Here is a 17,439-nt window from a genome sequence, read left to right as displayed (position 1 = left end):
CTGTGTTTGGAAATGTCAGACGCCAGGCTCAGACGCGAGACGCCTGGCGGCGCTGCTGCATCACCGCGCGGCGGCCCTGCGCGCGGGCATTGCCGGCCTTCGCACCCGCGTCGTCCACGCCGCCCTCGCCCAGGAAGGCGGAGAGGCTCTGGATGGTGGGGAAGCGGAAGATGTCGGTGATGGAGATGTCGCGCTGCAGCGCGTCCCGCAGGCGGCGGTGCGCCTGCACGGCCAGCAGCGAGTGGCCGCCGAGGTCGAAGAAGTTGTCGCGCGAGCCGACCTGCGGCAGCTTGAGCACGTCTTTCCAGATGGCGGCGATCTGCTCTTCGAGATCGTTGGCGGGAGCGACGAAACTTTCAGCGGCGAGCGGCGCCTTGCTGGCTTCGGGCGCAGGCAACTGCTTGCGGTCGATCTTGCCGTTGGGCGTCTGCGGCAGCGCATCGAGCGTCACGAAGTGCGCCGGCACCATGAAGTCGGGCATGCGGGTGCGCAGGTGCTCCTTCAGCTCGGCCGCGGGGGCGCTGTCTTTGGCCGACGGCACGATGTAGGCCACGAGGCGCACGTCGCCCGGCGTGTCTTCACGCGCGACGACGACCGTCTCGCGCACGCCGGTGTGGCTCAGGAGCGAGGCCTCGATCTCGCCGAGCTCGATGCGGTAGCCGCGCACCTTCACCTGGTGGTCGAAGCGGCCGAGGAATTCGAGCGAGCCATCGTCACGCAGGCGCGCCAAGTCGCCGGTGCGGTAGACACGGCCGCCCGCCGCGCCCTTGATCGGGTGCGGCAGGAAGCGCTCGGCGGTGAGTTCGGGGCGGTGCAGGTAACCGCGCACCACGCCCTTGCCGCCGATCACGAGTTCGCCCGGCACGCCGACGGGTGTGGGCTGCTGGCGGGTGTCGAGGATGTAGATCGCCTGGTTGGCGAGCGGCTTGCCGAGCGGCACGATGCCGTCGACCGTGTCGACCCGGTGCACCGACGACCAGATCGTCGTCTCGGTCGGGCCGTACATGTTCATCAGGTGGCCGCTTGCGCTGATGGCGCCCTTCAGCTCGCGGGCGAGCGGCGCCTGCAGCGCTTCGCCGCCGACCATCATGCGCTTGAGGCCGCGCAGGCCGTCGGCCGCGGCCGGGTCGAGCAGCAGCATGCGCGCCATCGACGGCGTGCATTGCAGATGCGTGGCCTGGTGGCGCTTGAGCAGCGTGGGGATGGAGTAGTCGGTGTTGGCGCTGGCGGCCGTGCGGCGCGGCGTGGCGTTCTTGCGCAGCTCGTTCAGGTATTCGAGGTGGGCCAGCACCGAGGGCGAGTCGACGCCGAAGTCGATCAGGCAGGCCACTTCGTCGACGCCGATCGCCTTGATCGCGTCGACCTGCTTCAGGCAGCTCTCGGGCGTGCCAAAGAGGCCGCTGGTCTCGTAGTAGCGGTTGAACGAGTGCTCCATCAGGCCTTGCATCTCCTCGTCGTTGAGGCTTTGCAGATCGAGGCTGGCGGTGGAGTTGGGGCCGTCCATGCCCTCGCGCTTCTTGAACGCGGGGAAGGACCAGGCGTATTGCTTGACGAGGTTGAGCGAGGTCTTGAGGTAGTCGATCAGCGGCTGCTTGACCTTGGCGCGCACCTCGGCTTCGTCGGGGCCGACGAAGGTGTGCAGCATCAGGGTCACGTAGCCCTCACCCGGGTGGCCCGCATCCTTCCAGGCCTTGCGGTAGGCCGCGAGCTTGCCGTCGAGTTCTTCCACCGTCTGGCCCAGCAGGTGCGTCAGCACGTTGGCGCCGAGCTTGCCAGCGGCGATGAAGGTCTCGGGGTTGCCGGCCGACGTGACCCAGTACGGCAGGTCCTTCTGCACCGGGCGCGGCAGGATGCCGACCTCAACCTCGTTGCCGGTGGCACCGGGGAAACTGCACTTCTCACCGCGCCACAGCTTGCGCACGGTCTCGATGTTGCGCAGCATGATGTTCTTGTTGTCGGCGAAGTTCTCGGGCTTGAGCACGAAGTCGTTCGGCTGCCAGCCGGAAGCGAACGAGATGCCGACACGGCCCTTGGAGATGTTGTCGACGACCGACCACTCCTCGGCCACCCGCAGCGGGTGGTGGAGCGGCAGCACCACGCTGCCGGCCCGGATCTTGATGCGCTCGGTGACGGCGGCGATGGCGGCGCCAGCCACCGCCGGGTTCGGGTACAGGCCGCCGAAGGCGTGGAAGTGGCGCTCGGGCGTCCACACCGCCGAGAAGCCGTGCTGGTCGCCGTACTTGGCGCCTTCCAGCAGCAGCTTGTACTTGTCGTGCTTCTCCTGGCCTTCGCCTTCGGCCTCGTTGGCCGAGAAGTAGAAGAGGCTGAAGTCGAGCGGGCGGGCCGCAGCCGCGCCACGCGGGGCGGCGCCGGAGCGCTCTTCGCCGGTGGCGATGACGACGTGGAAGCCGCGGGTGAGCGTCCAGCAGAGTTCGAGCACCGAGATGTCGAAGCTGAGGCTCGTCACGGCGACCCAGGTACCGGGGCCATCCTCGCCGAGATGGTGGTCCATCCCGGCGAAGAAGTTGACGACGTTGCGGTGCTCGACCATCACGCCCTTGGGCTTGCCGGTGGAGCCCGAGGTGTAGATCACGTAGGCCAGGTGCTGCGGCTCAGCGCCGCCGTCGAAAGGCTCGGCCGATTCGGTGGCGATCGAGGCCCAGTCGGTGTCGAGCTTGATGACCTTGGCGCTGTGCTTGGGCAACTCCACGCGGTCCTGCGTCAGCAGCACCGGCACCTTGGAGTCTTCGACCATGTAGGCGATGCGATCCTTCGGGTAGCTCGGGTCGAGCGGCACATACGCGCCACCCGCCTTGTGGATGGCGATCAGGCCCACCATCATCTCCACCGAACGCTCGGCGCACAGGCCCACCAGCACGTCGGGGCCGACGCCCAGCGACTTGAGGCGGCGCGCCAGCTGGTTGGCGCGACGGTTGAGTTCGTCGTAGCTGAGCGACTGGTCTTCGCAGGTCACGGCCGTCGCGTTCGGCGTGCGGGCGGCCTGCTCTTCGAAGAGGCGGTGCACGCAGGCATCGGTGCGCGCAGGCGCGTCGGTGGCGTTCCACTGGTCGAGCACGCGGCTGCGCTCGGCGGCGTCCCACAAGGGCAGCTCGGCGAGGGCGCGGGTGGCGTTGGCCTCGGCGGCCTTCAGGAGTTCGGCGGCCTGCTGCTGCATCGCAGCCACGGTCGTGCGCGAGAGCTTGGAAGCGTCGAAAACCCAACGGCTGTGCGCACCATCGGCGGTGACGGCGATGGTGAGCTCGCTGCCGGGCAAGGCGGCGGCGTCACCGAGCGAGTCGACGATCAGCAGCGCCACCGGCTGCACGCGCGGGTCTTTCTGGGCCGCGGCGGCGCGCAGCTCGGGCGAGCGGGCGACGATGTCGCTGGCATAGCCGACACGCTTGCGCAGCGTGGCGAGTTCGTCGGCAACGGAAGCGCGCAACGCATCGAAGCCGCGCGAGAAATCGAGTGAGACGCGCAGCTGCACCTGTTGCGCGAACCAGGCGGGGGCAGCGCCAACAACGCGGCGCAGCGCGGGGTCGGCGAAGCCGAGGTCGAAGCCGTCTTTGTCCGTGAGGCGTGCGAGGTAGCCCACGAGTGCGGCGATGCGCGCGTCGGCGTCGCCGGCCGGCAGGGCAGCGTCGAGCTGCTGCCACTGCGTGGCCACCGGCGCGGCGCTGCGGTCGATGTAGGGCAGCTCGAGCGGCGTCTGCGTTTCCAGGCGGCGCAGCCAGAAGGTCTCGTGCGCCGACAGCGAGGCGTTGATGGCGCTGAGCTGGTCGGCCGTGGCGGCATCGAGCACGTCGAAGCGGGCACCGGTGCGCAGGTTGAGCACCGGGCAATTGAGGAAGCGCGGCTTGCCGTCGAGCGTTTCGAGGCGCTTGAACTCGACGTCGACGTCGGCCGTCGCGACGACGACCGCATGTTCGTTCGCCGAGACGATGGTGCCGGCCGGTTGCGTGGAGGCGGTCTCCGTCACCCGCAGCTCGGGCACGATCACCAGTTGGCCGTTGTACAGCGCCTTGGCCGCACCGATCGGGTTGGCATAGGTGCCGAAATCGAGCGCACGCACGAGCGTGGCGATCTTCGACGCGGGCTCGTCCCAGCGGATGGCACAGGCCGCGGCGGGGCGATCCTTGCGGCCGAAATACTTCTGCACGCCTTCGGTCTGCGGGCGGCCTTGCAGCGTGCCGTCGGAGAGGCCCCTCACCAGCTCCTCGAAGCTCTCCATGCCGGCTTCGAAGCACTTGGTGTTGAGCGTGAGCGCGGTCTCGCCTTCGGACAGGTCAAAGCGGCGTTGCACCAGGATGTCGCCCTGGTCGACGGCGCTCGTCATCATGTGCCAGGTGATGCCATGGCGGCCTTCGCCGTTGAGCATGGCCCACACGGGCGTGTTGAGGCCGGCGTATTCGGGCAGCGGACCGTCGTGGAAGTTGATCGCGGCGCGCGTGGGCATCGCGATCACCTCGGGCGACAACACCGAGAGGTTGGTGATCGAGAAGAGGTAGTCGAAGGGGCGGATGTCTTGCGCGGCGAGCAGCGCGGCCGAGTCGGCCAGCACGCGGATGCCCTTCTCGGCAGCCCATCGGCGGATCGCGACGCGCGTCGTGACCACGGCCACGATCTGGTGGCCTGCCTGCTCGAGAACCTGCCCGCACTGGATCAGCAGGGACTCCGAACCGATGAGGACGCTACGCACTGAGTTCGCCATGTTTTCTCTTGTTCAATCGCCGGTCGGCAAGGGCCTGGGTCGTGACACGATGCACATCGTGCGTGGCCGAAAAAACAAGCCGATGACGGGCCCAAACTACGCAAAAACCCGCGGAATTATGTGCGGCATTACCGGGGGTCCAGACCCCCTAGTTGAGCGTAAGACCGTGGGGCCAAACGAGAAGGATTTGGGCCGCGAGTGAAATAATCCGCAGCCTTCAGATCGATTCGCGCCGTGACCCACACGCCCGCTCAACCCGAGCGCCCCGCACGCCGGAAATTCCTCGCCGTCACCACCCTCGCGGGCAGCGGGCTCATGCTCGGTCTCGCGCTGCGCTCCTCGGGTCACGCGAGCGCCGCCGCCCGATCGCAAGCCCTCCTGCATTCGCAGGAGGTCTTCAAGCCCAACGTCTTCATCCGCATCGCACCCGATGGCGTGGTGACCCTCATCGCCAAGCAGATGGAAGTGGGCCAGGGTGTGAAGACCTCGCTGCCGATGGTGCTGGCCGAAGAACTCGAGGTCGACTGGAAAGACGTGGTCGTCGAACAAGGCGATCTCGACGAGGCCTACGGCAACCAGTTCAGCGGCGCGAGCAGCTCCACGCCGAAGAACTACCAGGCCTTCCGCGTGCTCGGTGCCACCGCGCGCACCTTGCTTGTGCAGGCGGCGGCCAAGGCGTGGGGCGTGCCGGTGCGTGAATGCCACGCCGCGCTCAGCGCCGTGCACCACCGCGCCTCGGGCCGCTCGCTGCGCTACGGTGAACTGGCCGCGAGCGCCGCGGCCCTGCCCGTGCCCACTGGGCGTGCGGTCAAGCTCAAGTCTCCGCGCGACTTCAAGCTGCTGGGCACACGCATCGGCGGTGTCGACAACGACAAGCTCGTGCGCGGCGCGCCGCTCTTCGGCATCGACGTGCGCTTGCCCGGCATGCGCTACGCGATCTACGAGAAATGCCCGGTCTTCGGCAGCGCGGTGCAGAGCGCCAACCTCGACGAGGTGAAGGCCCTGCCCGGTGTGCACGATGCCTTTGTCGTGGCCGGCATCGGCGGCGTGCTCGGCCTGCGCCCGGGTGTCGCGATCGTGGCCGACTCGACCTGGGCTGCGCTCAGCGCACGCAAGAAGCTCAAGGTGCAGTGGGCCGAGAGCCCGGTGGGGCAGCAAGGCTTCAGCACCTTCGCCGAGCAGGCGGCCCGCATCGCCCGCCTGCCCGGCGCCAATGTCTCGCGCCAGGAGGGCAACGTGGCCAAGGCACTGGCCTCGGCTGCGCAACGCGTCGAAGCGTTCTACACCTACCCGTTCATCGCCCACGCGGCGATGGAGCCGCTCAACTGCACCGCCTCGTTCCAGGACGGCACGCTACAGCTCTGGACGGCCTCGCAGGCGCCGGCCTGGGCGCGCGACCACGTGAGCAAGAGCCTGGGCGTGCCGCCCGCCGCGATCCGCCTGCACATCGTGCGCGGTGGCGGCGCCTTCGGGCGGCGGCTCTCCAGCGACTACGTGGTCGAGGCCGCCGCCATCGCGATGCGCTCGAAAGTGCCGGTGCAGCTCGTGTGGTCGCGCGAAGACGACCTGCAGCACGACCACTTCCGCGCCGGCGGTTTTCACCTGCTGCGAGGGGGTCTCGACCGGGCCGGCGCGGTCGTGGCCTGGCATGACCACTTCGTCGGCTTCGGCCGAGGCGGCCCCATCGATCCGCAGCTGGGGCAGGAATTCCCGGCGCCCTGGGTGAGCGATTGCCGGGTGGAGCAGAGCGCCATCGACTGCGGCATCCCGATGGGCGCGTGGCGGGCCCCGCATGCCAACGTGAGCGCGTGGGTGGTGCAGAGCTTCGTCGACGAGCTGGCCCATGCAGCGAAGCAAGACCCGTTGGCCTTCCGGCTCGCGCTGCTCGGCGACCGCCAGGCCATGCGGCCGGCCGGCTTCTTCTCGCGCCAGGGCGTCTACCAGGTGGCCCGCATGCGCCACGTGCTGCAGGCGGTGGCCGAGAAGAGCCAGTGGGGCCGCGGCCTGCCGCGCGGCCAGGCGCAGGGCATCGCCTTCCACGCGAGCTACGGCGGCTATGTGGCGCAGGTAGCCGAGGTGGCGGTGTCACCCGAGGGGCAGCTGCGGGTGACGCGCGTGGTCTGCGTGTGCGACGTGGGCGAGCAGATCGTCAACCTGAGCGGCGCCGAAGCCCAGGTGCAAGGCGCCATCCTCGACGGCCTGAGCGCCGCCTGGCTGCAGGTGGTCGACATCGAAGGCGGCCGGGCGAAGCAGAGCAACTTCCACGACTACCCGCTGCTGCGCATGGCCGATGCGCCGGCGATCGAGGTGCACTTCCTGCGTTCCGACAACCCCATCGGCGGCCTCGGCGAGCCGGCCCTGCCGCCGGTGGCACCCGCCGTGTGCAACGCCATCTTCCGCGCCACCGGCCACCGGGTGCGCGAGCTGCCGATCCGCCGCGCGAAGCTCGGCTGGGCGTGACGTGCATCACGCGATGGCATCACGCTGAAATCGGCCCCCGATTGAGTGGGTTTCCGACTCGCCGGCAGCGGCAACAATCTGCCGCTGCACGATGGCAGGGCCAGTCCACACCATGAAAGATTCCAAGCGGGTTGTCATCCTCATCACGGTGCACCAACCCACCTTCACGCCGCTGGAAGAGATCTCGCTGCGGCAGTGCTTCAAGGTGCTGGGGCACTACCCGATCCGGCTCGTCTGCCCCGAAGGCATGGACACGAGCGCCTACCGCGCCGTCATTCCGCAGATCGAGGTCGACCACATCCCGCCGCACTGGCAGTCGAGCTACGCGAACTTCACGCTGATGAAGATCGAGCCCTTCCTGTACCGCCGCTATGCGCAGTACGAGTACGTGCTCTTCTACGAACTCGATGCCTTCGTCTTCCGCGATGACCTCGCCGCCTGGTGCGACCGCGGGCTCGACTACATCGGTGCGCCCTGGTTCGAAGGCATGGTGGCGGCCAAGGAGAACGCCGCAGTGCACGGCGTCGGCAACGGCGGCTTCTCGCTGCGCAAGGTGTCGTCGATGCTGCGCGGCCGCCTCTCGAAGCGGCTGTGGCTGCGCCTGCTCGCCACCGAGGCGCGCCGCAAGCCTTTGCAGGCGCTGCGCCGCGCGCTCACCGACCTGCCGCGCATGCTCGTCGGCGGCGACACCACCCTCGACTACGCCCGCGGCGAAGACAGCTTCTGGGGCCTGGTGGTCAACCGCCACCTGCCGTGGTTCAAGGTGGCCTCGTTCGACGAGGCGCGCCAGTTCTCCTTCGAGACCCTGCCGCGCCGGCTCTTCAAGCTCAATGGCGAACGGCTGCCCTTCGGCTGCCACGCCTGGACGCGCTACGACCTCGAGTTTTTCCGCCCGCACGTGGAAGCCTGCGGCTACAACCTGGAAGGCCTGGTGCCGCGCTCCACATTCCACACGCTGGAGAAGGTCGGCTGAGCCCGGCCCGGCCAGAGCGCGGAATTACACTGCCTGTCCCTCGCCCTCGCGGCCCGTCTGCTGTACCGGAGAAGCCGGTTGCCTGAGCATCTAAGAGCCCTCATCTTCATCCTGCCGATCGCGTGGCTGGTGTTCTTCTTCGCGAAGAAGGCGATGACGGTCGGCGGGCCGTGCGCGCCGGAAGACTTCGACCGGCGGCGCAAGCTCTGGTTTGCCTTGACGCTCGCGGCGTTCCTCGCGCACAACTTCTGGCTCTTCGCCGCGCTGGCCACGATTGCGATCATCTTCCTCGCACGCGACGAGCCCAACAAGTGCGCATTGCACCTGGCCGTGCTGGTCTGCCTGCCGCGCCTGACCGCCTCGATCTCGGGCGGGGGGATCGTGAAGGAGCTGTTCGCGATCGACCCGCTGCGCCTGCTCGCGCTCTTCATCCTCGTGCCGGTGTGGTGGCAGCTGCGCAAGCGCCCCGACGTCGAGCCCTTCGGCAAGCTGCTGTGCGACAAGATCATGATCGCGATGTTTGCGCTGGAGATCGTGCTCACGCTGCCCGAGCGCACCGTGCCGAGCGTGCTGCGCGACAGCGTCTTCTACGCTTTCACCAACGTCTTCCTGCTGTATTACGTGGGCAGCCGGTCCCTGCGCTCGATGCAGCACTTCCGCGACGCGCTGGGCGCGCTCACCGTGGGCCTGTGGGTCTTCTGTGCGCTGGTGGCCTTCGAGTTCCTGCGACGGTGGCTGCTCTATTCGTCGGTGGAGCGGGCACTCGGGGTGAGCCTGGGCGATCGCGGCTATCTCATTCGCTCGGGCATGCTGCGCGCCGAGGGCACCGCCGGTCAGTCGATCATCGCCGGCTACACCGCTGCGGTCGGCATCGGCATCTACCTGTACGTGGGCACCCTGATCCAGAACAAGTGGCTGCGGCGCCTCGGCATGGCCCTCATGTTCGCCGGCATCATCGGCGCATTCGCGCGCGGGCCGTGGGTGGGGGGCGTGGCGATCATCGCGGTCTTCGTGCTGCTCGGCCCGTCGCCGCTCGGCACGCTGGGCAAGATCGTGGGCGTGATCCTGCTGTCGCTGCCGCTGCTGCTCAGCACCGAGGCCGGCCTGACGATCATCGACCACCTGCCCTGGATCGGCACGGTGGACTCACGCAACGTCGACTTCCGCGAGAACCTTTTCGACGTGGCGGTGCGGGTGATCATGCAGTACCCGTTCTTCGGCAACTTCGACTTCGCGCTGATCCCCGAGATCGAAGCCCTGCGCGGCAACGACGGCATCATCGACGTGGTCAACACCTACATCATGATCGCGCTCAAGGGCGGCCTGGTCTCGCTCGCGCTGTTCGCAAGCCTGGTGCTGGTGGCGATGTGGGGCGTGTTCACCACCCTGCTGAAGCTCGACAAGACCGAGGAGCGCCACGTGCTCGGCCGGGCCCTGCTGGCCACGATGGTGGGCGTGCTGGTCACCATCGCCACGGTGAGCCCGATCTTCTTCGTCTACCCGATCTACTGGGTGCTGGTCGGCCTCATGGTGGGCTTCACGCAGCTGGTGGCGCGTGGCGAACCGGTGGCCCGACGCGCCGGCGCCACCGCTGCAGCGGCCAAACCAGGCGCCCAGCAGCCCGCGCGTGGCATCCCCGGCCGCGCCAATTGGCGCTGAAGGGTCGTGTAGCAGGCCCTAACGGGCGCAGACGCCGCGGGTCGCGGCAACGCCGGAGAGTTCGGCGTTCTGGCTGACGATCGCGCCCGGCGACGCCAGGCGCAGCGCCACTTGGCTGGAGGCGCCCGACGGGAAACACGCCACGTTGCCGCGCACCACCGCGTCGCGGTCGGCCGCGTCGCCCGGGCCGCGGTTGCCGTTGGCAATCATCACCGCCACGTGCGCGGCCTTCTGGTCGTTGAAGACGCGGTTGTTCTCGACCACGATGCCCGGCGCGGCGTTGATGCAGATCGCGCACTCGCCGACGTTGACGACCGTGTTGTTGCGGATCACGAAGTTGCGGAACCACTCGGCCGTCTTGTAGCCGCTCGTGATCGAAAAGCCCCAGCAGCTGCGCGCCGACGCACGCTGCTCGATGGTGTTGCCTTCGATGAGCATGCCGTCCATCTGGCCGTGCATGGTGACGTTGCCACCCTTGCAGACGCCATCGACCACCGAGTTGTGGCGAAAGACGTTGTGGCGCACGACGTTGCGGCGCCCACCGACCTCGTTGCCCGAGAGGTAGATGGCGTGGTCGTAGTCGCTGCCCGAGAAGTTGTTGCCCTCGAAGAGGTTGTCTTCGATCACGCTGTCGCTGAACTGGCCGAGGATGCCCATGCCCCGGTTGCGGCTGATCACGTTGCGGCGGATCGTCACCTGGTTCACGCCGTGCGGCGCCCTCGCCTGTGAGTGGATACCGATGTGGAAGCCCGTGATCTCGCTGTCCTCGATCGTCACATGGTGGAGGTTGTGGATGAGGAAGAGCCCCCACTGCGCGGTGCCCATGCCATCGAGCTTCAGGTTGCGCAGCGTGTAGCCGCCGTCGTAGCTCGTATTGTTGTACTTGCCGAACATGAAGACGGCGTTCTTCACGCCGGGCGCCTGCAGCCAGGGGCGCTCGCCCTCGCCGTAGGCGTCGATCACGAGCGGCGCCTCGGCGGTCACGTGCGGGTTGTCGATGATCATCATCGGCAGCACCCACACGCCACCACGGGCGAGCAGCAGCTTGCTGCCCGCCGGCAGGGCGCTCAGGTCGACGCTCTCGAGCCGGCGCTTGGGGCTGCGCGGGCTCTTGCCGTCGTTGGCATCGTCGCCTTGCACGCAGCCCTTGGCAGCGCCCGGCTGGCAGTCGGAGAAGTAATAGGTGGCCGCCTCGGCCGGCGCCATCATCACGGCGGCGCCCGCCAGCGCCACGAGGGCGCTCAGCGCGCGCACACGCCGGTCTTGGCTGCGGCGCCGGAAAGCACCACGTTGTTGTCGACCTTGCTGTTGGCCGCGAGCACGCGCGCCGCGGTGCCGCCGCTGGCCGACTGGAAGCACGCGGTGTTGTTGCGCACGACCGCATCGCCGTCGCCCACGTCGCCGTTCGGGTAGTCGCGATTGCCCGCCACCGCGATGGCCGTTTGCGGGGTGGCCTGCGTGTTGATGAAGACGTTGCCCTCGATCACGATGCCCGGCGCCGACTGCACCGCCATGCCGGTGTTGCCGAGGTTGATGAACTTGTTGTTGCGCACCACGAAGTTGCGGAACCACTCGGGCGTGTTGTAGCCCTGCGTGATCGACATGCCCCAGCACTGCGGCGCCGCGCTGTCTTGCTCGATGGTGTTGCCCTCGATCAGCACCCCGTCCATCTGGCCGTGGAAGGTCATGTTGCCGCCCTTGCACTGTCCGTTGACGGTGGAGTTGCGGATGAAGCGGTTGTTGCGCAGGGTGACGTTCTTGCCGCTGTAGGGGTCGGTGCCCGACAGGTAGGTGCCGTGGTCGAAGGTGCTGCCGCTGAAGTTGTTGGCCTCGAAGAGGTTGCCCTCGATCAGGCTGTCGCTGAACTGGCCGAGGATGCCCATGCCCTTGTTGCGGCTGATGCTGTTGTTGCGGATCACCACGTGCGTCACGCCTTTGGGGCCGCGCGCCTGCGAGTGGATGCCGATGTGAAAACCCGTGATCTCGCTGTCTTCGATCGTCACGTGATGCAGGTTGTGCACGAGGAAGAAGCCCCAGTCGGAGCTGCCCATGCCGTCGATCTTCAGGTTGCGCAGCGTGTAGCCGCCGTCGTAGGAGGTGTTGTTGTAGCCACCGAAGAGAAAGGCGCCGTTCTTCGTGTTGGGAACCTGGATCCAGGGCTTGTCGCCCTTGCCGTAGGCATCGATCACGATCGGCTCTTCGGCGGTGGCGCGCGGGTTGTCGAGCAGCGTGATGCCCTGCACCCACACCCCGCCGCGCGCGAGCAGCAGCTTGCTGCCGGCCGGCAGCGCGTTGATGTCGACGCTCGACAGCGTGCGCTTGGGCGAGCGCTCGCTGGTGCCGTTGTTGCCGTCGCTGCCGGGCACGCAGTCCTTGGCGGCGCCGGGTTGGCAGTCGGAAAAGTAGTAGGTACGGCCGACCGCAGAGGCCGAGGTCGCGCAGCCGGCGCTGACGCTCGCCGCCAAGGCGGCGACGGCCACCGTTCGCCAAGGCACCACTTGCTTGTACATCCCCATCTGCTCTCTCCGCTGCGCAATTTCGGGCGCAACAAGAATACACGGGGGCCATGAAAAAAGGCCCCGCAGCACGCTGCGGGGCCTTTGCCGGAAGAACCGGAGGGTGCTGTCGCTCAGCCGATCAGCGAGCGCAGACGCCGGTGGTCGCAGCCGAGCCGGTGACGGCCAGGTTGTTGGTGACAGTCGACCCCGGGGAGTTGACGTTCACCACCGAGCCCGTGGCGCTGGCGTTGGCACGGCAGGCCGTGTTGTTGCGCACCACCGCACCGGAGTCGGCGAGGTCGCCGTCGGCGTAGGGGCCGGAGCCGCTGCCGATCGCAAAGCTGGTTTGCGAGGTGGCTTGCGTGTTGATCGCCACGTTGCCTTCCACCAGCACGCCAGGCGCCGACTGCACGGCCATCACGGTGTTGCCGCCGTTGATGAGCTTGTTGTTGCGCACCACGAAGTTGCGGAAGCCTTCAGCCGAGCTGTAGCCCTGGGTGATCGACATCAGCCAGCAGCTGGCCGTGGCGGCGTCTTGCTCGATGGTGTTGCCTTCGATGAGCGCACCGTCGATCTGGCCGTGGAAGGTCATGTTGCCGCCGGTGCAGACACCGTTCACCGCCGAGTTGCGCAGGTAGCGGTTGTTGCGGATGGTGATGTTCGCGCCGCCACCGATGTAGGTGCCGTGGTCGAAGGTGCTGCCGCCGAAATTGTTGGCCTCGAAGGTGTTGCCCTCGATCAGCATGTCGTGGTAGTGGCCGAGCAGGCCCATCGCACGGTTGCGGTGGATGTTGTTGTTGATCAGGTTGATGTGCGAGACACCGTAAGGCGCGCCGTCGTTCGAGTTGATGGCGATGCGGAAACCGGTGATCTCGTTGCTCTCGAAGGTCACGTCATGCACGTTCTGGATGAACCACACGCCCCATTCGGCGGTGTTCATGCCGTCCATCTTCAGGTTGCGGATCACATAGCCACCGTCGTTGGTGGTGTTGCCCCAGCCGCCGCCGATGTTGAACATGTTGCCCGAGGCGATGCGCATCAGCGGAGCCGAGCCGGTGCCCCAGGCGTCGAAGGTCAGCGGGTTCGCGGCCGAGGTGTTGGGGTTGTCCAGCGACACGGCGAAGTTCGCCCAGGCGCCACCACGCTTGAACAGCAGGCGGGTGCCGGCCGGCAGCGCGTTCACGTTGATGCCCGACAGGTTCTGCTTGGGCAGGGCCTGGGTGCCGGGGTTGCCATTGCTGCCGGGGATGCAACCCGTGGCGGCGCCAGCTTGGCAGTCGGAGAAGTAGTAGGTCGGGGCGCCAGACGGGGCGGGTGCCGGTGCCGGTGCCGGTGCCGGTGCCGGTGCCGGTGCCGGTGCCGGTGCCGGTGCCGGAGCCGGAGCGGGTGCGGGTGCGGGTGCAGGTGCCGGAGCCGGAGCCGGTGCCGGTGCGGGCGCCGGAGCGGGCGCAGGTGCCGGAGCCGGAGCCGGAGCCGGAGCCGGAGCCGGAGCCGGAGCCGGAGCCGGAGCCGGTGCCGGTGCCGGTGCGGGAGCCGGTGCAGGTGCGGGAGCCGGTGCCGGTGCCGTTGTGGGCATCGCGTAGCAGGCCTTCGCATACTGCGGGCGCGGGTCACGGCGGAAGAGGGCGTTGTTGCAGGTGTACGTCCCGGCAGCAAGGGTGCGCTGGACGTAGAGGGTGCCCGAGCCGTAGCGCAAGGTGGTGGTGGTGGTGAGGGTGAAACTCTGACCCTCGTTGGCCACGCGCGCCCAGCCGATCGGTGCGGGAACCAGGGACACCACGGTGCCGAGGGCGCTTTCGGTCTGGGTTTCAGATTCGGCCTGGGCACCTTCGGTGGTGGAGGTGTCGCTGCCGCCGCAGGCCGCGAGGGCCATGCACAGGGCAGACAGGGGGATCAGCTTGAACCTGGTTTCGATCGAGAAAGACAACATTTCAAATTCCGGTAAGTTGACGCCCGTTTCGGGGCTGCTTCGGGCGTCGCACAAGGGGTTTGCAACACGCTTCAATTGAGGACTACCAACCTGAGCGGCTGCCACCATTTCGGTGCATCACCATCACGCAGAGACCTCGGCCTAGCCAGCCTGAGCCCCGATTCATTCGTTCCGGGACTGCAGATTTGGTATGAGCAGTTTCGGCGCGGCCGGCCTAGGCGCTGTAAGTCGAACTGTCAACACGTATCCGCCGGGGTTTTCTCTAGAAGGCAACGGAACACCCCCTCCACCCCCATAACTAGGGGGTTTGCGAGCACTGGCCCTCCGAGGCGGTGTTTCGGAAAACTTACAAACCAGAACCGTCGTAACAGCCAGGCACAGGCAACCCATCCCGGAGACGCGGGAGATGGCCGGTATTTCCACCGCATTTGTCGGGGTTCGGCCATGCGTGCACCCACGGACATCCCCACTGCGGGGCAGAATCCGCCCGGGCCGTCGCCCGAGGAAGTTCGTTCATGGTGTCCAGGCTTCGAATCGCCGCGGTGCTGGCCACGCTGATGTGCTCAGCGTCGGTCATCCTGGCCTTCGCCCCTCAGCCGAAGGCGCTGGCAGACAGAAGAGAAGCGCCCAGCATCCTGCTGGAGCAGGCGATCCCCCGGCAGTTCGGCGAGTGGCGCCTCGACCCGGCGCAGGCCGTGCTCGTGGTCAATCCACAGACGCAGCAACTCCTCGACAAGCTGTACGGTCAGGTGCTCACCCGCACCTACGTGAACCCCAACGGTTACCGCATCATGTTGTCGGTGGCCTACGGCAACCACCAGCGTGGTGCGATGCAGGCCCACAAGCCCGAAGTCTGCTACCCCGCTCAGGGCTTCAACCTGCTCCACAGCGAAAGCGCCGAGATCGGCACACCCTACGGCGCCATCCCCGGGCGGCGCATGAGCACGAACAAGGGCAGCCACTTCGAGCCGGTCACCTATTGGTTCACGCTGGGCGAGCAGGCCGTGCGCTCGCGCTTCGAGCAGCGCATGGGGGAGATCCGCGCCACGCTCACCGGTCAGATCCCTGATGGCCTGCTGTTTCGCGTCTCGTCGATCGACACGGACACGAAGCGCGCCTACTCGGAGCACGATCGTTTCGTGACCGATCTCTTGGGTGCCACCGCGACGGCGGATCGTGTGCGCCTGAGCGGCCTGTCGGGTCCGAGCGCGCAAGCCAAAACCATGTGATCCGCTTCACGCGCAGTGAACATTTCACACCTCTGACATCGGCTCCATTTCGCCCCCTCAATCCGGGTGCGGGACGGAACATCCTCAGCCGCTACACTCAAAAACTTCAGGGTCTCAGCGCGCGCCTGCGAGCACTCAGGCCCGCTTCCGATGCAACGCGATCCCCTTGACGACCCAGTCCGGAGACAGCCTGAATGAACCCGCAGCGACAACCCGGCAAGCAACCCACATGGCCTGCCGTCGCTGCGAGTGTCATCGTGATCTGCGGCGCATTTCTCGCGGGCTGCAGCAAGTCCGATGACAAGCCGGCCTCGCAAGTCGTCGCGAAGGTCAACAAGCAAGAGATCACGATCCACCAGGTCAACTTCCTGCTCGAGCAGCAACGCGGCCTCCGCCCCGAGCAGGCCGACGCCGCGCGCAAGCAAGCGCTCGAACGCCTGATCGACCAGGAGCTTGCGATCCAGAAGCTCAGCGAAATCAAGCTCGACCGCGACCCGCGCGTGATGCAACAGCTCGAAGCCGCGCGCCGCGAGGTGCTGTCCCGTGCCTACTACGAACGTGTGGGCGAAGGCGCCAGCAAGCCGAGCGAAGCGCAGATCTTCAAGTACTTCAATGACAACCCCGCGCTCTTCGCGGAGCGGCGCGTCTATCGCCTGCAAGAGTGGCTGATCGAAGCCACGCCGGCGCAACTCGACGCCGTGCGCGAGAAAGCGCAGTCGGGCAAGGCGATCAACGAGTTGACCGACCACCTGCGCGCGCACAGCATCAAGTTCGATTTCAACCAGGCCGTGCGCCCGGCGGAGCAACTCCCGCTCGACAGCCTCGCATCCTTCTCCAAGATGAAAGATGGCGAGACGCTCCTCATCGACAAGCCCAACGGCCTGCTGGTGATCGCGGTCGCGAACTCGCGCCTGGAGCCGGTGGAGCTGGCCCGCGCGAAGCCCGCCATCGAGCAGTTCCTCCTCAACGAGCAGAAGCGTCGGATCATCGCCGACGACATCAAGGCCCTGCGCGCGGCCTCTGCCATCCGCTACCTCGGCAGCTTCGCCCAACAGGCAGAGGCCGCCGCATCGCAGCCGTCACCTGCTAGCGCAGTGAACGGTGCGGCTTCCGTTAACAGCGAGAGCCCGAAATGAGAATCTTCCGTCGCCTGACCCGCCACTTCGCCTGCGCAGCCGCGCTGCTGGCGGGCCTGTCGTTGCTCGGCGCCGCATCGCCCGCGTCCGCCCAGACCGGGGGCACGGCCAACGCGCAGTACCGGCTCGCCACCGGCGACGTGATCCGTGTCACCGTCTTCCAGAACCCCGACCTCACGCTGGAAGCCCGCGTGAGCGAGACGGGTGTGATCTCCTACCCCCTGCTCGGCTCGGTCTCGATCGGCAACCTCACCTTGCTGCAGGCCGAGAAGAAGATCGCCGACGGCCTGAAGGACGGCAACTTCGTCAAGCAGCCGCAGGTTTCCATCCTGGTCACGCAGGTGCGTGGCCACCAGGTGTCGGTGCTGGGCCAGGTGGGCCGCCCGGGGCGCTTCCCGCTCGAGCTGGCCGACACCAAACTGACCGACATCCTGGCCACGGCCGGCGGCATCGCCGCGGGCGGCGCCGACACGGTGGTGCTGGTCGGGCGCCGCAACGGCCAGCCGTATCGGGTCGAGATCGACCTGCCGGGCATCTTCGGCCCGGGCCGCCGCGGTGAAGACGTGGTGCTCCAGAACGGCGACGTGATCTGGGTCGAGCGCGCGCCTGTGGTCTACATGTATGGCGAAATCGCCCGCCCCGGGGCGCTGCGCCTGGAGCGCGGCATGAGCCTGGTGCAGGCCCTGGCTGGCGCCGGCGGCATCACCCAGCGCGGCACGGCGCGTGGCCTCAAGGTGCACCGCCGCGACGCGAACGGCAACATCCAGATCCTCGACGTGCAGATGAACGACACGCTGCGCGCCGACGACGTGGTCTACGTCCGCGAATCCGTTTTCTGATCGC

Annotated in this window: 10 protein-coding genes; 6 read left to right on the top strand and 4 right to left on the bottom strand. The window is 67.5% G+C overall.

From position 1 onward, the window contains the following. Window positions 1-28 precede the first annotated feature (28 nt). Window positions 29-4,711 carry an LLM class flavin-dependent oxidoreductase gene (locus KF892_21795; GenBank protein MBX3627658.1) on the bottom strand — a complete coding sequence of 1,561 codons (4,683 nt, stop codon included), beginning with the start codon at window positions 4,709-4,711 and terminating at the stop codon, window positions 29-31. 234 nt (window positions 4,712-4,945) lie between these two features. Here KF892_21795 and KF892_21790 point away from each other — a divergent pair, with 234 nt between their 5' ends. From KF892_21790 to KF892_21780, 3 genes are all read left to right on the top strand, one after another. After that, window positions 4,946-7,171: a xanthine dehydrogenase family protein molybdopterin-binding subunit gene (locus KF892_21790; GenBank protein MBX3627657.1), complete on the top strand. Its 2,226-nt coding sequence runs from the start codon at window positions 4,946-4,948 to the stop codon at window positions 7,169-7,171. Window positions 7,172-7,283: 112 nt separating this feature from the next. Then, window positions 7,284-8,144, top strand: a complete 861-nt coding sequence (locus KF892_21785) for a hypothetical protein (GenBank protein ID MBX3627656.1) — start codon at window positions 7,284-7,286, stop codon at window positions 8,142-8,144. A 78-nt stretch (window positions 8,145-8,222) separates the two neighbouring features. After that, window positions 8,223-9,803 carry an O-antigen ligase family protein gene (locus KF892_21780; protein ID MBX3627655.1) on the top strand — a complete coding sequence of 527 codons (1,581 nt, stop codon included), beginning with the start codon at window positions 8,223-8,225 and terminating at the stop codon, window positions 9,801-9,803. An 18-nt stretch (window positions 9,804-9,821) separates the two neighbouring features. Here the strand turns inward: KF892_21780 and KF892_21775 are convergent, their stop codons facing one another. From KF892_21775 to KF892_21765, 3 genes are all read right to left on the bottom strand, one after another. Continuing rightward, complete coding sequence (locus KF892_21775; GenBank protein ID MBX3627654.1) at window positions 9,822-11,057, bottom strand: right-handed parallel beta-helix repeat-containing protein; 1,236 nt, start codon at window positions 11,055-11,057, stop codon at window positions 9,822-9,824. After that, on the bottom strand, window positions 11,045-12,313 hold the full coding sequence (locus KF892_21770; protein ID MBX3627653.1) for a right-handed parallel beta-helix repeat-containing protein: 1,269 nt from the start codon (window positions 12,311-12,313) through the stop codon (window positions 11,045-11,047). The genes KF892_21775 and KF892_21770 overlap by 13 nt, the downstream gene beginning before the upstream one ends. Window positions 12,314-12,440: 127 nt before the next feature. Further along, complete coding sequence (locus tag KF892_21765; protein MBX3627652.1) at window positions 12,441-14,231, bottom strand: hypothetical protein; 1,791 nt, start codon at window positions 14,229-14,231, stop codon at window positions 12,441-12,443. 515 nt (window positions 14,232-14,746) lie between these two features. On the opposite strand from KF892_21765, the gene KF892_21760 reads away from it, so the two are divergent. The 3 genes from KF892_21760 to epsE all read left to right on the top strand — a co-directional run bounded on the left by KF892_21760 (window position 14,747) and on the right by epsE (window position 17,435). Continuing rightward, window positions 14,747-15,460, top strand: a complete 714-nt coding sequence (locus KF892_21760) for an EpsI family protein (protein ID MBX3627651.1) — start codon at window positions 14,747-14,749, stop codon at window positions 15,458-15,460. 194 nt (window positions 15,461-15,654) lie between these two features. Then, window positions 15,655-16,596, top strand: a complete 942-nt coding sequence (locus KF892_21755) for an EpsD family peptidyl-prolyl cis-trans isomerase (protein ID MBX3627650.1) — start codon at window positions 15,655-15,657, stop codon at window positions 16,594-16,596. Next, on the top strand, window positions 16,593-17,435 hold the full coding sequence (epsE, locus tag KF892_21750; protein ID MBX3627649.1) for a polysaccharide export protein EpsE: 843 nt from the start codon (window positions 16,593-16,595) through the stop codon (window positions 17,433-17,435). The genes KF892_21755 and epsE overlap by 4 nt, the downstream gene beginning before the upstream one ends. Window positions 17,436-17,439: the final 4 nt, after the last annotated feature.

This window comes from Rhizobacter sp. (assembly GCA_019635355.1).
GTDB lineage: Bacteria > Pseudomonadota > Gammaproteobacteria > Burkholderiales > Burkholderiaceae_C > Rhizobacter.
Note: the sequence above shows the minus strand (reverse complement) of the source record. Positions and strands in the feature narration are given on the sequence as shown.